This window comes from Massilia sp. CCM 8734, from assembly GCF_011682155.1.
GTDB classification, from domain to species: domain Bacteria; phylum Pseudomonadota; class Gammaproteobacteria; order Burkholderiales; family Burkholderiaceae_D; genus Telluria_A; species Telluria_A rubra.
The window spans coordinates 113,851-129,329 of the sequence record NZ_WHJI01000004.1; the positions used below are offsets into that span (position 1 = coordinate 113,851).

The following is a 15,479-nucleotide window of genomic DNA, read 5'->3' on the forward strand; positions in this document are numbered from 1 at the left end:
TTTCTCACATTGCTGCGAGAAGGCAAAATTATAGCCCCCCTCCCAAAAAAAGGGAAGCGCTATTTTCAGGGCTTCAACGCGGCGAGGCCGCCCATGTACGGACGCAGCACTTCCGGCACGACCACGCTGCCATCGGCCTGCTGGTAATTTTCCAGCACCGCCACCAGGGTGCGCCCCACGGCCAGGCCGGAACCGTTGAGCGTGTGCAGCAGTTCCGGCTTGCCGGCCGCGTTGCGGAAACGTGCCTGCATGCGGCGCGCCTGGAACGCTTCGCAGTTCGACAGCGAGGAAATCTCGCGGTAGGTGTTCTGCGCCGGCAGCCACACTTCCAGGTCGTAGGTCTTGGTCGCGCCGAAACCCATGTCGCCGGTACACAGCGACATCACGCGGTACGGCAGGCCCAGCCCTTTCAGGATGGCCTCGGCGTGCCCGACCATCTCTTCGAGCACGTCGTACGAGGTGTCGGGATGGACCACCTGCACCAATTCCACTTTGTCGAACTGGTGCTGGCGGATCATGCCGCGCGTGTCGCGCCCGGCACTGCCCGCTTCCGAGCGGAAGCACGGCGTGTGCGCCGTCATCTTGATCGGCAAGGTTTCGATGGCAACGATTTCGTCGCGCACGGTGTTGGTCAGCGATACTTCCGAGGTGGGGATCAGGTAGAAGGTCTCGCCCTCGCCTTCCGCGCCGCCCTTTTTGACCGAGAACAGGTCGGCTTCGAATTTGGGCAACTGGCCGGTGCCGCGCAGCGAATCGGCGTTGACCAGGTACGGGGTATAGCATTCGGTGTAGCCATGCTCGCCGGTGTGGGTGTCGAGCATGTACTGGGCCAGCGCGCGGTGCAGGCGCGCGATGCCGCCCTTCATCACCGAGAAGCGCGAGCCGGTCAATTTGACGGCCGTCACCAGGTCGAGCCCGAGCGCGCTGCCGACGTCGACGTGGTCGCGCACCTCGAAGTCGAATACCGGCGGGGTGCCGACCTTGCGCACTTCGACGTTGCCGCTTTCATCGTCCCCTGCGGGCACGGAGGCGTGCGGCAGGTTCGGCACCGCTTCCATGAACACGGCCAGCCTCGCTTGCACGTCGATCAGCGCGCTTTCGTCGGCCTTGAGCTGATCGCCCAGGCCGGCGGCTTCGGCCATCACGGCCGACGTGTCTTCGCCTTTGCCCTTGAGCATGCCGATCTGCTTCGCCAGCGAGTTGCGCTTGCTTTGCAGCTCTTCGGTACGCGTTTGAATCGCCTTGCGTTCGGCTTCGAGGGCGGTGAAGCCGGCCACGTCGAGCTGGAACTTGCGCGTCGCCAGGCGGGCGGCGACGTTGTCGATATCTTTACGGAGAAGTTGAATGTCTATCATTGTCGGAAGTGCCGGTATGTGGAGGGCGGAAGGACCCGTCGCCGGAATCGCTTCTCCCTGAGAACCGCGCGTGCGGATGGTCCCGCGCACGGTTCAAGCAAAATAAAAGCTTCGTGAGGAAGCCGGTTTCACAACGCTCAAATCAAGGAGATGCACTTGATGAGGCAGCCGGGCGGCAGGCCCGTGCCTGCACAACGCGCACTGGCCGGTTGTTCAATGAACAGTTTAACCGATTCCCTGAACAATGGCACCTTGCCGGGCCTGCATCGCGGCGGCTCTCCCGGCCTTAGAGCCTATGTCGATAGGCCGGGAAGCCGGGGGCGATGCATGGCAGACGCGGGCAAGGCGCGAGGAGGCCGCATGGCAAGCCATGCAACGACGAACAACGCCGCCCCCGTCTGCCGGGCGCGCCAACGGCGACTCCGGCCTACCGAGATAGGCTCTTAGTGGCCGGAGACCAATGCGTTGAGCTTGCGTTGCGCCTGTGCCACCTTCTCGCTGCCGGCGTTCATGTCCTTCATGAGCACATTCATTTCATCCAGCACTTTTTGATCGTCGACCTCGGCCATGGCGCCGTTGAGCCTGATCTGTGCTTTATGGGCATCCATGAAAGCCGTCAGTTTTTCCGCGCTGTCGATCATGCTTTCGAGCGCCGTCAGCATGTCCTTGACGCCATTACCCGGATCCGAGACGATACGGCCATAGGCCTTGTCGAAGACCATGCGCAGGTCGTCGGGCTGCTTGAGCGCGACCCGCTTGACGCCGGCGGCGGCCTGCTCGGTATCGATCGTGTTGCGCACTTGCACGCTGGTCTTGCGCAAGGTGACCATATTCTCGCGCCACGCCGGCAGGTCGGCAATGGTGCGCGGCATGCGCATGCCGGTGACGTTGCGCAAGGGCTGCTCGACCTTGCTATCGATCGTCCTGTTGTAATCGCTGATCACGGCAAAATGCTTGCTGTAGGCGCCAAACGATTTTTCTTCTTCCGGGGTCAGCCTGGGCACATGCACGCCGGGCTTGTCGACAATACGGGTTTGCAGGAAGGTGATGAACGCCGCGCGCTCCTTGGGCTCGGAACTGCACCCGGCGATGCCGAGGGCAAGCAGGCCGCCCAGCATCCACAACAGGGAACGTTGTGAAAATTTCATGACTGTTTGCATTAATGACTCCTATGATAAGACTTTTATCATAGTGCAAAAATGCAAATATGGCAGCAATAAGTTGACGCCGGCCGCGTGCTTACGCTTACTGCTTACTGCCGCTGCTTACTGTTGCACGGCTTTTTCGGCGGCGCTCAGGCGCTTGGCGCTGACCACGACGACCGTCATATTGCTGTCGGCGGCGGCGGCATGGGCCGGCGCGGCCATGGCGCGCACCGGCACATCGGCGGTGGCGTAAGCGGCAAACGTGACCATGACGGTCGCTGCGAGGAAAACGGCTTCGAGGTTTTTACGGACTTTCATGATCTTCTCCAGTGGGTGGGGCGAGTTGGTATGGTGTTACTTTACCCACTCGCCCGCCACCCTTCCAGCGCCTTGCGATGAAGCGCCGGAATGCCGGGACAGGATGCGCAAGCCCGCGACGAGCTGTATTCGGCACGCAAGAACGCCCGCCGTTGCGGGCGGTGTGCAGTTTAGTCGCCGGCGTCGGCGTCCAGTCCGCGCAGCCAGGCCAGTTTTTCGGCGATCTTGGCCTCGATTCCGCGCGGTACCGGCTCGTACCAGCGCGGCTCGACCATGCCGTCGGGCAGGTAGGTTTCGCCGGCCGCGTAGGCGTTCGGTTCGTCATGCGCGTAGCGATACTCGTGGCCGTAGCCGAGCTCCTTCATCAGCTTGGTAGGCGCATTGCGCAGGTGGACCGGCACTTCGCGCGACTTGTCCTTTTTGACGAACGCCACCGCCCGGTTGTAGGCGTTGTAGCCGGCATTGCTCTTGGCCGCGATGGCCAGGTAGATGACGGCCTGCCCGAGCGCCAGTTCGCCTTCTGGCGAGCCGAGCCGTTCGTAGGTGGCGGCGGCGTCGTTGGCGATCTGGATCGCACGCGGGTCGGCGATGCCGATGTCTTCCCACGCCATGCGCACGATGCGGCGCAGCAGGTATTGCGGATCGGCGCCGCCGTCGAGCATGCGGCACAGCCAGTACAGCGCCGCGTCCGGATGCGAGCCGCGCACCGATTTGTGCAGCGCCGAAATCTGGTCGTAGAAATTGTCGCCGCCCTTATCGAAGCGGCGCGAATTGAGGGTCAGCGCATTGTCGACGAATTCGCCGGTGATGTGCGTCAGGCCCGAGGTGGCGGCCGAGGTCTTGGTTTGTTCGAGCAGGTTGAGGAAGCGGCGCGCGTCGCCATCGGCGTAACCGACCAGGGTGGCGATGGCGACCTCGTCGAACGTCAGGTGGCCCAGCACCTTGTCCTGGGCACGCTTAAGCAACTGCAACAGCTCGGCGTCGGTCAGGGCCTTGAGCACGTACACCTGGGCGCGCGAGAGCAGCGCCGAATTGACCTCGAACGAGGGGTTTTCGGTGGTCGCGCCGATCAAGGTCACCAGGCCGGACTCGACAAAAGGCAGCAAGGCATCCTGCTGCGACTTGTTGAAGCGGTGGATTTCGTCGATGAACAGAATCGTGTGCTTGCCGGTCGCCAGGTGGTGCTCGGCCTGTTCGATGGCGGCGCGGATATCCTTCACGCCCGACAGCACGGCCGACAAGGCGATGAATTCGCAGCCGAAGGCATTGGCCGTCAGGCGCGCCAGGGTGGTCTTGCCGACCCCGGGCGGCCCCCACAGGATCATCGAATGCGGCTTGCCCGACTTAAATACCAGGCGCAAGGGCTTGCCCTCGCCCAGCAAATGGCTTTGGCCGATGACCTCGTCAATCGTTGCCGGACGCAGCGCTTCGGCGAGGGGCGCTGCGGGTTCGGTCTTGAACAAATCGTCCATGCGAAGTCTTCATCAATAGGAAGCGCCTAGTCTAGCGCATGGCGCGAATCGGCGTTCAAGATAAGACCCGCGCGCTGCGCGACAGTTCCCGTCCGATGCGATTATCTTGGCACGCCCGGCCCGGTGACGATGTTTTGCATGGCGCCGCCAGCCATGTCCACCTCGGTCTTGCGCCGTAAAATGGCGAACGCGGGCGGGAAAACCAGCCAGAAACCCGAGTCCGGCATCAGCAGCACCCCCAGCGCGGCCAGTCCGAGCAAGCCCCAGCCGAACGACTTGGGCAGCGCCACGCCGGCTTTCTCGAGCGCGTGCAGCGGCACCGCCATCAGCGCCAGCAAGAGGCCGAACAGGAAGAACCAGGTGGTCGCTGCCAAGGTCATGTTCTTGACGGTGTTAAACAGGCCGCCACGCAGCATTTCCAGCATAGGCGGTCCCATGACGACAAACGCAAACGCCGTATGCAGTAGTGCAACGCCTATCAACCAACGGCTGATCCAGTGCTTCATGATGCTCTCCCGATAATCCGGCCCGGAGTGGGCCGGCAAGCGATCATATATCGAAGAAATCAATATTGCCAGATATGCATGCCGGTTTATTTGCCTGGCGCTGCCAGCAGCACGCGCCCGTACACCGCGTCGGTCTTGGGTCCGGGAACGTTGGCGGCGACAAAACGGCAGCCCTGCACGTACTGCCTGATGTGCTCGGCCAGCGCGTTGTCGGTGATGCGCCCTTCGAGCCGGATATTGAACGGCTCGCCGCGGCCATTGGTCAGGAAGCGCACCAGCACGCCATCGGCGGCGGTCGGTGTGCGGTCGAGCGGCACGAAGCCGCGCACCTGTGCGGAGGGTGCGCAACTGTCGGGATGCAGCTGCGGCCGCGCCGACAGTCCGGCGGCGCCGGCCCAGACGTAATCGACCGTCCGCACGGCGCTCTCGCGTGGCTGCGCGGCATCGGTTTTCAGCTTGCACGCTTGCAGGCTACGCACTGCGGCGGCGTCCAGGATCGGCCAGCCGCTGCCTTTGCGCACCTTGACATCGGCGATGCGCCACTCCTTGATCCGGTAGTCGAGCACGGTTGTGCCCTCCAGCTCGTAGCGTTTGGCCTCGGGCGGCCAGTCGAGCCGGGTGCAGGCCGAAGGCAAGCGGTCGGCCTGGGGCGACGGCACGCGGATCTGCGCCAGGGCGGGAGCCATTGTGGCGCCAGTAAAAAAAGTCACAGCCAGTACAGTACCGATTGCTCTTGAATTCACGTGAGCTCCACGAGGGAAGAGGGATCAATTATTGACGACGTCGGCGCCTTTGGGAATGACGAATTTGAACTGGGTTGCCGTCAAGGGCGGGTTTTTCTCGAATTTCTTGAATGCGAGCACCGACGTCTGGCCGAAGGCGTCGCGCAGTTCCATCGCTTCGGGCGTACCGTTGCGCAGGCCGATGCTGATCTGTTCGAATTGCGAATCCTTGCCCTTGGGCGCGGCGTTGAGCCACTCCAGGCCGTCGCGCGTGCCGGCTTCCGAGAGGGTGAAGTTCTTTTCCAGGTCGTTACTGCCGAACAAGATGGCGGCTGGCGACGAACCGAGCGCGTCGCCGAGTTTTTTGGTGGTGACCTGGTTCAGGTCTTTGTCGTAGATATACAGTTGCTCGCCGTCCGCCTGCAACAGTTGCTCGTAGGGTTTGACGTAAGTCCAGATGAACTTGCCGGGACGGGCGAACACGAAGGTGCCGGACGATGGCGCCGCCACTTTGCCGGAGTCGGCCTTCTTGACCTGGCGCTGGGTGAACTCGCCGCGCGCGGCTTTGGTGCCGGCGACAAAGGATTTGAATTGGTCGAGGGCGGTGGCGTGGGCCATGCCGGCGCAAGCCAGGCTCAGGGCCAGGATGGCGCTGGTTTTGTTGAATGGAAATCGCATTCGTATCCTTATGTAATGACGGGCGCGCTCAGTATCGGGCGCCCTTGTTCTTGTAACGGTTGAGCGGATGTGTTGGTGGACAGCGGCCGTCGCTTTCACAGCCGACGCGTCGTCCCGTGCCACCGACGCGTCGCCCCCGCGAAGGCGGGCTGTCTCAAAAGGGAAGCGTTCAACGACTACCACCGCCTCCAGCACCGTCATTCCCGCGCAGGAGGCTGCCTCAAAAGGGACGCGTTCAACGACTACCACCTCCAGCACCGTCATTCCCGCGCAGGCGGGAATCCAAGTTCGCTGCTATGCCACGGAATGGGATTCCCGCCAAGGGGGCCGCCCAGGCCGGGAATGACGGATAAGAGTCTACCGCCTATCGGTGATTTTAGCGTTTTGAGACAGCCTCGCAGGCGGGGGTCCAAGTTAATGCTTGCGTCAGCAACGAAGCGAACAAACTTGGACCCCCGCCTTCGCGGGGGCGACGGAGCGCAGGCCAATGGCCAATGGCCAAACGTGCCCCGCATGCGCGACGGGCAATCCGTCACTCCGCGCTGGCCGCCGGCACCAGGATATCGCGGTTGCCATTCGACTGCATCGGCGACACCACCCCGCTGTTTTCCATCTGCTCCAGCAAGCGTGCCGCGCGGTTGTAGCCAATGCGCAAGTGACGCTGCACCAGCGAGATCGAGGCGCGCCGGTTCTTGAGCACCACCTGCACCGCCTGGTCGTACATCGGATCGGCCTCGCCGCCGGCCTCGCCCGACGCGCCACCTTCCGCGCCGCCCTCGCCTTCGAGCGTGCCGCCTTCGAGAATGCCTTCAATATAGTTCGGCGCGCCCGACAGCTTGAGGTGGGCCACCACCCGGTGCACTTCCTCGTCGGACACAAACGCGCCGTGCACCCGCACCGGCAAACCGGTGCCTGGCGGCATGTACAGCATGTCGCCCATGCCCAGCAGCGCTTCCGCGCCCATCTGGTCGAGAATGGTGCGCGAGTCGATCTTGGACGAGACCTGGAACGCAATCCGGGTCGGAATATTTGCCTTGATCAGGCCGGTAATCACGTCCACCGACGGCCGCTGCGTCGCCAGGATCAGGTGCAAGCCGGCCGCACGGGCCTTTTGCGCGATACGGGCAATCAATTCCTCGACCTTTTTGCCGACGACCATCATCAGGTCGGCCAGCTCGTCGATGATGATGACGATGGTCGGCAGTTTTTCCAGCGGTTCCGGCGAATCGGGCGTGATGCTGAACGGATTCGGAATATGTTCCTCGCGCTTGGCCGCCTCGGCGATCTTGGCATTGTAGCCGGCCAGGTTACGCACGCCCAGCTTACTCATGAGCTTGTAGCGGCGCTCCATCTCGTTCACCGCCCAGTTCAGCGCATGGCCTGCCTGGCGCATGTCGGTCACCACGGGCGCCAGCAAGTGCGGAATGCCTTCGTACACCGACATTTCCAGCATCTTCGGATCGATCAGGATCATGCGCACGTCGGCCGGGTCGGACTTGTACAGCAGCGACAGAATGGTCGCATTGATCCCCACCGATTTACCCGAACCGGTGGTGCCGGCCACCAGCAAGTGCGGCATCTTGGCCAGGTCGGCAATGACAGCCTTGCCGGCAATATCCTTGCCCAGGGCCACGGTCAGCTGCGAGGTGCTGTCGTTATAGATCTTGGAGCCGACGATTTCGGTCAGGCGCACGATCTGGCGCTTCGGATTAGGCAACTCCAGCGCCATGAAATTCTTGCCGGGAATGGTTTCCACCACCCTGATCGAGGTCAGCGACAGCGAGCGCGCCAGGTCGCGCGCCAGGCCGACAATCTGGCTGCCCTTCACGCCCGTGGCCGGTTCGATTTCGTAGCGCGTCACCACCGGACCCGGATACGCCGCCACCACCTTGGCATCGACGCCGAAGTCGGACAGTTTCTTTTCGATCAGGCGGCTGGTGAATTCCAGCGTTTCCACCGACACGGTTTCCTGCACTTCCGGCGCGTCGTCGAGCAGGGACAGCGGCGGCAGCGAGGAGTCGCCCGGGATGTCGCGGAACAGCGGCGCCTGCCGTTCGGCCGGCTTCTCGATCTTGAGATCGGGCCGGCTCTCGACCTTGCCGGCGAGCGGCCGCGGCGCTAATGGCGCTATTGGCGCCAACGGCTCCACCGGCCTGTCGAGCTGCTTTTCTTTCAGCGCGCGTTCGGACTGGACCACTTCCATCACCTGCGGCTCGATCCGGACCGGCGGCGCCACCCCATGCTTGGCGCGCTCATGCACCACCACTTCATCGCGCTTGACGGCCGCCACTTCGCCCTGCTTGCGGTCTTCGCGGTCCTGGTAGCGCAGGCGGAACCAGTCGATGGCGTTTTCGATCGCGCCGCCGATGCGCTCGGCCACGCCCATCCACGAGACGTGGAAGAACAGGCTGAAGCCCAGTCCGAACAGCAACAGCAGCAGCAAGGTCGCGCCGGTGAATCCGAACGCCGAATGGGCCGCGTGCCCGATCAACTGGCCCAGCACCCCGCCCGGCGCGCGCGGCAATTGCACCGACAGCGACCACATGCGCAAAAATTCCAGCCCCAGGCTGCCGGCAAACAAGACCGCGAAGCCGATCCAGCGGATGGTCGCTTCCTGCTGGTGTTCGGGATCTTCTTCTGTTTCCAGCACAAACTTTTGATTCAGCGAGCGATAGCCCTTCCAGAGGATGCGCAGGAAACAGATGCACCACCACCAGGCCGAGAAGCCGAAAATGAACAGCAGCAGATCGGCCAGGTAGGCGCCCGCGCGCCCGCCCAGGTTGCTCACCTGCGATACCTGCACCTCGTGCGACCAGCCCGGATCACCCTTGTTATAGGTGAGCAGGATCATGACGAAATACAGGAACACCACGGCCAGCGCGATCCAGCGCGCCTCGGACAACAGGCGCACCACGCGGTTCGGCAAGGGCTGCCGGGTGACGGGCTTTCGGGTGTAACTGGCGTTGGGAGATTGGCTTGTCTTAGGCATTCTTGTTACTTACAGTGCTGCCGCAATGATGCGACGTAGATGACGATGTTGACGATGCGCTCATTCTAAGCCATCCAGAGGGCATCGGGCCCATGATTCATGCTAGGGCGCATCATGGACTATAATCGAGGGTGCGCAATTGAATTTCTGCGCCACTTGATCTGACCGCAATCGACCCCAGTTTCTCTTCATACACATTTCGATTAAAGCCCGCCCCATGACCACTACCAAACACGCCAAAGTTCTGATTCTCGGCTCCGGCCCAGCCGGCTACAGCGCGGCCGTTTACGCCGCGCGCGCCAACCTGCAGCCGATGCTCGTTACCGGCGTGGAACAAGGCGGGCAGCTGATGACCACCACCGACGTCGAAAACTGGCCGGGCGACCCGATGGGCGTGCAAGGCCCGGACCTCATGCAGCGCCTGCTGCAACACGCGGAGCGCTTTAATACCGAAATCGTGTTTGACCACATTCACACGACAAAGTTGAATGAAAAGCCGATGCGTTTGATCGGCGACAGCCATGAGTACACCTGCGACGCGTTGATCATCGCCACCGGCGCCTCGGCCCAGTACCTGGGCCTGGAGTCCGAAACCGCGTTCATGGGCAAGGGCGTGTCGGCCTGCGCCACCTGCGACGGTTTCTTCTACCGCAACCAGGAAGTTGCGGTCGTGGGCGGCGGCAACACCGCGGTCGAAGAAGCGCTGTACCTGTCGAACATCGCCAACAAGGTCACGATCATCCACCGCCGCGACAAGTTCCGCGCCGAACCGATCCTGATCGACCGCCTGAACGCCAAGGCGGCCGAAGGCAAGATCGTGATCAAGTACAACCACACCCTGGAAGAAGTGGTCGGCAACGACAGCGGCGTGACCGGCGTGAACATCAAGTCGACCGTCGATGGCGCGATCACGCCCCTGTCGGTGCACGGCCTGTTCGTGGCGATCGGCCACAAGCCGAACACGTCGATCTTCGAAGGCCAGCTCGACATGCACAACGGCTACATCAAGACCCGCACCGGTCTCGAAGGCATGGCCACCGCGACCAACATCCCGGGCGTGTTTGCCGCCGGCGACGTGCAGGATCACATCTACCGCCAGGCGATCACCAGCTCCGGCACCGGCTGCATGGCGGCGCTCGATGCCCAGCGCTACCTGGAAAGCCTGAACGATTAATTAGGTAACGAAAACAATGCCGATGAAAGACTTTTCCGATCTGAAATCCCTGCGCGAGCAGCTCAAGGGCAAGGACGAAGCGCGCGCGCGCGAAAAAGCCGAGCGCGAAGAACGCGAACGGGTGGCCGCGCAAGAAGCCAACCTGTTCAACAGCGCCATCGGCGGCGTCAAGAAGCTGCCCGAGTCGAACCGCTTCGTGCCCAACGCCCCGCCCGGCATCAACCTCAAGGTCAAGCCGGCCAAGGTGTTCGGCAGCCAGGCCGAGGATGATGCGGCGGTGCTGCGCGAGTCGCTCTCGGACCAGTTCGAGGTCGACCACCTGCTCGAAGACGATCCCAGCCTGAGTTTTTCGCGCGCCGGGATCGGCACTGACGTGGTGCGCAAGCTGCGCAAGGGTTACTGGCCTGTACAGGACGAGCTCGACCTGCACGGCCTGCGCCGCGATGCCGCGCGCGACGCCATCGGCGAGTTCCTGCACAATGCCGGCCGGCGCAAGCTGCGCTGCGTGTGCGTGATCCACGGCAAGGGCCTCGGCTCGGCCGGCGGCGAACCGGTGCTGCGCTCCATGGTGCACAGCTGGCTGGAACAGAAGGATGAAGTGATTGCCTTCTGCGCGGCGAATGTGGACGGGCGCAGCCACGGCGCCCTGATTGTGTTGCTCAAATCGGCCATCGGCACCTGAACCGGGCCTGAATCGGACCCACCCTCGCGCCCGCTATTTTCCCGGGCGCACCGCTTACACTGTCCATCATGCCGGGCGCATGTTAGGCTAGCAATATTCGCCACAGTACAGTGCACCGCATGACCCTCATTACGCTCATCGAAATCATGGCGATCCTGGTCGGCGCTTTCTCCGGCTTCATTGAAGCGCGGCGCAAGCGCATGGATCTGGTCGGCGTATTCACCGTGGCCTTCATCACCGCGTTCGGCGGCGGCACCCTGCGCGACATCCTGCTCGACCGGCGCCCGCTGTTCTGGGTCACGCACCAGGAATACGCGATTCTCATTTTCGTCCTGGCACTGATGGCCGCGCCCCTGATCCGCACCTTGCGCCAGATCGTCTCGGAACGGCTGATCGTGGTGGCCGACGCGGTGGGGCTGGGATTGTTCTCGATTGCCGGGGTGGCCTCGGCGCTGGAAGCGCACATGCCGATTTTCATCGCTTCGATGATGGGCGTGATTACCGGAATTTTCGGCGGCGTGCTGCGCGATATTGTGTGTAACGAGGTGCCGATGGTGTTCCGCGATGGGAAACCTTACGCCATTTGCGCGTTTATCGGCAGTTGGATGTATCTGATAATGAAAAAATTCGGGGCCGATCCCGACCTGGCCTTGTGGTCGAGCGCCACGGTGATCAGCGGGCTGCGCCTGCTGACGTGGAAATTCGACATGCGCATGGGGCGCTCGTAGAACTTCCCTTCCAAATAGTTCCTGCCGGGTCAGTGCGGCTGGCGCCTGTTATCACTCTTTCAAGCGCTGCGCGAAAAGTGATTGTGATTTTTAGCGAACAGAGGCGGATGCCTTGCAAGGCGCCCGCTGCCGGAAGCTGGACATGACCAGAATTTATGCGCACTGACTTAGCGGGTGTCGACGAAAGAGGACTGCGATTGACCGGCCGGCACCAGTTTGACGACGCGCACGCGCTGCCAGACGGTCCTTGGTCCGCAGGAGGCGCGCCTCAAGTCCAGCGGCTTTCAATCGATTTGAATGCATTGTCCTTCACGTGGCGCGCCATCCCATCCCACGTTCCCGCGTTGCGCGCAAGGTGGAACTTGATATCAAATTCATTCCTCTGGAGGTCCATCTTTTGAATATTCTCACGTGAGGCGCGGCTGGGATGCATGCCGGCTCCAAGATAGAAGCCTCTGGCGGTTGCGGCGACATTGAATGCCTCGATACGGCCGAGGCAGTTCATCACCGCCTCCAGCGCAGCAACATAGAGCAATAGGGACCCCAAGCCCGATCCGTGCGGCAAAGCGGTCATGGTGTGAATTTCCAGGGCATTTTCATTGAGCTTATAGTCGAGGTACCCATGGTAGAGGGCAGCGGCACCATCTACTCCGACATAGCTAATGCGGCTTTCGGACCCCGGAATTGGGTTCCTCTCGATTGAAGTTTGCACTCTGATCCCAGAGGGACTTGAGAAAATTGTCATGCTTAGCCTTATTTAATGATACAGGTCGCTCCGTGCATTCGATGCATTCGATGCATTCGATGCACAAGATGCAATAGTTGCAGCATACACTCGCACTGGCGCCGAGGTCAATGCGTCTTGCATGCGCAGCACCAAGAGGTGGCTCGTGCCGGTGTCGAGCAACTGGCTGACCTGCATCACCTCCACCCCGCAGGCCTGATTCGGTAGACTGTCAGTAAGCGATCACGCAAGGGGGAAAGCACATCGCCGATCCGCGTCATGGAGGTCGGACCGTAGCGGATTGTCGGCAAACATCGCTTTCCAGAGCCGGGGCCTGCGCTGATACAGCGCTTCGAGTGTTCCTGTCGGCGTGCAAGCCTGGCTTGTCCCCGGTTAGGGGATTAATTGCTGAGCAGACTTAAACTGCTTCCGGACCCGTTTCGCCGGTGCGGATACGGATCACCTGCTCCACATCCTGCACGAAAATCTTGCCGTCGCCGATCTTGCCGGTACGCGCCGCCTTGATGATGGCGTCCACCACCTGGTCGGCCATGGCGTCGTCCACCACCACTTCAATCTTGACCTTCGGCAGGAAATCGACCACGTACTCGGCGCCACGGTACAGCTCGGTGTGGCCCTTCTGGCGGCCGAAACCCTTGACTTCGGTGACCGTCAGTCCCGTTACATTCACGTCGGCCAGCGCTTCGCGCACTTCGTCCAGCTTGAACGGTTTGATCACACAAGTAATTTGTTTCATGGCTACTCCTAAATAGATGCTCTTCACGCGATGGAATTACCGGGGTTCGAGGTCCCCGCTGTTGCCGCTATTGTAAACGACCGACTGTGCTATTTCCCGACTTCATCCGGAATCCTGGCCAGGTCGGCTTGCCACACGACCGCCTCGGCGTCGCTCGGGGCGCGCCAGTCGCCGCGCGGCGAGAGCGATCCGCCATTGCCGACCTTCGGCCCGTTGGGCACGCACGAGCGCTTGAACTGGCTGATCTTGAAGAAGCGGTATACAAACGTGCCCAGGTGCTTTTTGATGTCTGCCAGCGCGTATTGATTGCGGCTGGCGTGCAGCGCATCGGGCCAGTCGCCCTGCTCGCGGTCGTTCCAGGCCGACCACGCCAGGAACGCCACTTTCGACGGCGCAAAGCCGTAGCGCAGGATGTAGTACAGATTAAAATCCTGCAGCTCGTACGGCCCGATCGAACTTTCCGTGCTCTGCGCCGGCTTGTCTTCCCCCGCCTTGCCCGGCACCAGTTCGGGGCTGATTTCGGTCGCCAGCACCTGCAGCAGCACGTCCGAGCCGCCGCGCCCGATCACGCCCGACTCGGCCACCCAGCGCACCAAATGGCTGATCAAGGTCTTGGGCACGCTGGCGTTCACGTTGTAGTGCGACATATGGTCGCCCACGCCGTAAGTACACCAGCCCAGCGCCAGCTCGCTCAGGTCGCCCGTGCCGATCACGATCCCGTGATGGAAGTTCGCCAGCCGGAACAGATGGCTGGTGCGCTCGCCGGCCTGCACGTTTTCGAACGTGATGTCGTAGGTCTCCTGCCCTGCCGCGTACGGATGGCCGAGGTCCTTGAGCATCTGGATGCAGCTCGGACGAATGTCGATCTCGTGCGCTTCGCAGCCGACCGCCTGCATCAGCGCGCGCGCCTGGCGCAGGGTGCGCTCGCTGGTGGCAAAACCCGGCATGGTGTAGGCGAGGATATTCGCGCGCGGCAGCTTCAGGTGGTCCATCGCCTTGGCGCAGACCAGCAGCGCGTGGGTCGAATCGAGCCCGCCCGAGACACCGATGACCACCTTCTGCATGCCGCTCTGCGACAAGCGCTGCACCAGCGCCTGCACCTGGATGTGATACACCTCGGTGCAGCGCTCGTCGCGCTTGTGCGGGTCGGACGGCACATACGGGAAGCGCTCGACCGCCCGGTTCAAGGCCAGCGCCTTGCCGCCGCCCGGCGCGCCCGGCAGCGCAAAACGCACCACCCGAAACGCCGCCACCTGCTGCGCATGGTGCCGCACCTGCTGCGCGAACGTGGTGGTGTGCATGCGCTCGCGCGAGAGGCGCTCGAGGTCCACATCGCCGTAAATGATGTGCGAGTCGTCCTGGAAGCGCTCGGCCTCGGCCAGCAAGTCGCCTTTTTCGTAGATCAGGGTCTGGCCATCCCACGCCATGTCGGTCGACGATTCGCCGTTGCCCGCCGAGGTGTACAGGTAGGCCGCCAGGCAGCGCGCCGACTGCTGCGACACCAGCTGGTGCCGGTAGCCGCTTTTACCCACCAACACGTTCGACGCCGACAGGTTGACCAGCACCGTGGCCCCGGCCAGCGCGGCGAACGACGATGGCGGAATCGGCACCCACACATCTTCGCAGATCTCCACATGAAAGCGCAGCAGCGCGATGCCATCGACCTCGAACAGCAGGCCGGCGCCGAACGGCACGCTTTGACCCAGCAGCTCGATCTGGGCGCACGGCGCGCTGTCGGCGGGGCTGAACTGGCGCGCCTCGTAAAACTCGCCATAGTTCGGCAGATAGCTTTTCGGGACCGCGCCGAGGATCTTCCCGCCCGCGACCACAACGCCGCAGTTGAACAGCTGATGCCCGACCCGTAGCGGCAGCCCGACCACCAGCGCCAGCGGCAGCTGCGCGCTCGCATCGACGACCGTGCGCAGGCTCGCTTCGCAGGCGTCGAGCAGCGCCGCCTGATGAAACAGGTCGTCGCAGCTGTAGGCCGACAATCCCAGCTCGGGAAACGCCACCAGCGCCGCACCCTGCTGCGCCGCCGCTTCGGCCAGCGCGATGGTCTGGGCCGCGTTGAAGACGGGATCGGCGATCTTGCAGCGCGGCGTGGCCACCGCGACCCGGGCGAAACCGTGCGAATAGAGGTTGAAGAAGTCGTTCTGCATGCAGTGTCTTTCGTAGGGTGGCGGCGCGCGCGGCAGGGCATCCGAACGCTTCGTGTCTTTTTGCGTAGAA

At 62.6% G+C, this 15,479-nt stretch carries 14 protein-coding genes; 3 read left to right on the forward strand and 11 right to left on the reverse strand.

Annotation, left to right across the window (positions count from 1 at the left end; translation table 11 throughout):
- Nucleotides 1-65 precede the first annotated feature (65 nt).
- The 8 genes from serS to F2P46_RS05670 form a co-directional block, all read right to left on the reverse strand.
- The gene (gene serS, locus F2P46_RS05635) at nucleotides 66-1,355 is read right to left on the reverse strand and encodes a serine--tRNA ligase (RefSeq protein ID WP_166886044.1); all 1,290 of its coding nucleotides are present in this window, start codon (nucleotides 1,353-1,355) and stop codon (nucleotides 66-68) included.
- Nucleotides 1,356-1,798: 443 nt separating this feature from the next.
- A complete protein-coding gene (locus tag F2P46_RS05640) occupies nucleotides 1,799-2,503 on the reverse strand; it encodes a DUF3053 family protein (protein WP_166886046.1) in 705 nt (234 codons plus the stop codon).
- A 117-nt stretch (nucleotides 2,504-2,620) separates the two neighbouring features.
- Nucleotides 2,621-2,818, reverse strand: a complete 198-nt coding sequence (locus tag F2P46_RS05645) for a hypothetical protein (RefSeq protein ID WP_166886048.1) — start codon at nucleotides 2,816-2,818, stop codon at nucleotides 2,621-2,623.
- Between the two features lie 170 nt (nucleotides 2,819-2,988).
- Complete coding sequence (locus F2P46_RS05650) at nucleotides 2,989-4,290, reverse strand: replication-associated recombination protein A (protein WP_166886050.1); 1,302 nt, start codon at nucleotides 4,288-4,290, stop codon at nucleotides 2,989-2,991.
- A gap of 101 nt (nucleotides 4,291-4,391) precedes the next feature.
- Nucleotides 4,392-4,796 carry a DUF6463 family protein gene (locus tag F2P46_RS05655; RefSeq protein WP_208296513.1) on the reverse strand — a complete coding sequence of 135 codons (405 nt, stop codon included), beginning with the start codon at nucleotides 4,794-4,796 and terminating at the stop codon, nucleotides 4,392-4,394.
- An 86-nt stretch (nucleotides 4,797-4,882) separates the two neighbouring features.
- On the reverse strand, nucleotides 4,883-5,482 hold the full coding sequence (locus F2P46_RS05660; RefSeq protein WP_166886052.1) for an energy transducer TonB: 600 nt from the start codon (nucleotides 5,480-5,482) through the stop codon (nucleotides 4,883-4,885).
- 81 nt (nucleotides 5,483-5,563) lie between these two features.
- Complete coding sequence (lolA, locus tag F2P46_RS05665; protein ID WP_166886054.1) at nucleotides 5,564-6,196, reverse strand: outer membrane lipoprotein chaperone LolA; 633 nt, start codon at nucleotides 6,194-6,196, stop codon at nucleotides 5,564-5,566.
- A 532-nt stretch (nucleotides 6,197-6,728) separates the two neighbouring features.
- Nucleotides 6,729-9,185, reverse strand: coding sequence for a DNA translocase FtsK (locus F2P46_RS05670; RefSeq protein ID WP_166886056.1), 2,457 nt, complete (start codon nucleotides 9,183-9,185; stop codon nucleotides 6,729-6,731).
- 217 nt (nucleotides 9,186-9,402) lie between these two features.
- Here F2P46_RS05670 and trxB point away from each other — a divergent pair, with 217 nt between their 5' ends.
- The 3 genes from trxB to F2P46_RS05685 all read left to right on the forward strand — a co-directional run bounded on the left by trxB (nucleotide 9,403) and on the right by F2P46_RS05685 (nucleotide 11,769).
- Nucleotides 9,403-10,359: a thioredoxin-disulfide reductase gene (gene trxB, locus F2P46_RS05675; RefSeq protein ID WP_166886058.1), complete on the forward strand. Its 957-nt coding sequence runs from the start codon at nucleotides 9,403-9,405 to the stop codon at nucleotides 10,357-10,359.
- Between the two features lie 16 nt (nucleotides 10,360-10,375).
- A complete protein-coding gene (locus F2P46_RS05680; protein WP_166886060.1) occupies nucleotides 10,376-11,041 on the forward strand; it encodes a Smr/MutS family protein in 666 nt (221 codons plus the stop codon).
- A 119-nt stretch (nucleotides 11,042-11,160) separates the two neighbouring features.
- Nucleotides 11,161-11,769 carry a trimeric intracellular cation channel family protein gene (locus tag F2P46_RS05685; protein ID WP_166886062.1) on the forward strand — a complete coding sequence of 203 codons (609 nt, stop codon included), beginning with the start codon at nucleotides 11,161-11,163 and terminating at the stop codon, nucleotides 11,767-11,769.
- Nucleotides 11,770-12,037: 268 nt separating this feature from the next.
- Here F2P46_RS05685 and F2P46_RS05690 read toward each other — a convergent pair whose 3' ends face one another.
- The 3 genes from F2P46_RS05690 to F2P46_RS05700 all read right to left on the reverse strand — a co-directional run bounded on the left by F2P46_RS05690 (nucleotide 12,038) and on the right by F2P46_RS05700 (nucleotide 15,409).
- Entirely contained in the window at nucleotides 12,038-12,481 is a 444-nt protein-coding gene (locus F2P46_RS05690; protein WP_166886064.1) for a hypothetical protein, read from the reverse strand.
- Between the two features lie 430 nt (nucleotides 12,482-12,911).
- Nucleotides 12,912-13,250, reverse strand: coding sequence for a P-II family nitrogen regulator (locus tag F2P46_RS05695; RefSeq protein WP_166882158.1), 339 nt, complete (start codon nucleotides 13,248-13,250; stop codon nucleotides 12,912-12,914).
- A gap of 89 nt (nucleotides 13,251-13,339) precedes the next feature.
- Nucleotides 13,340-15,409 carry an NAD(+) synthase gene (locus F2P46_RS05700; protein WP_166886066.1) on the reverse strand — a complete coding sequence of 690 codons (2,070 nt, stop codon included), beginning with the start codon at nucleotides 15,407-15,409 and terminating at the stop codon, nucleotides 13,340-13,342.
- Nucleotides 15,410-15,479: the final 70 nt, after the last annotated feature.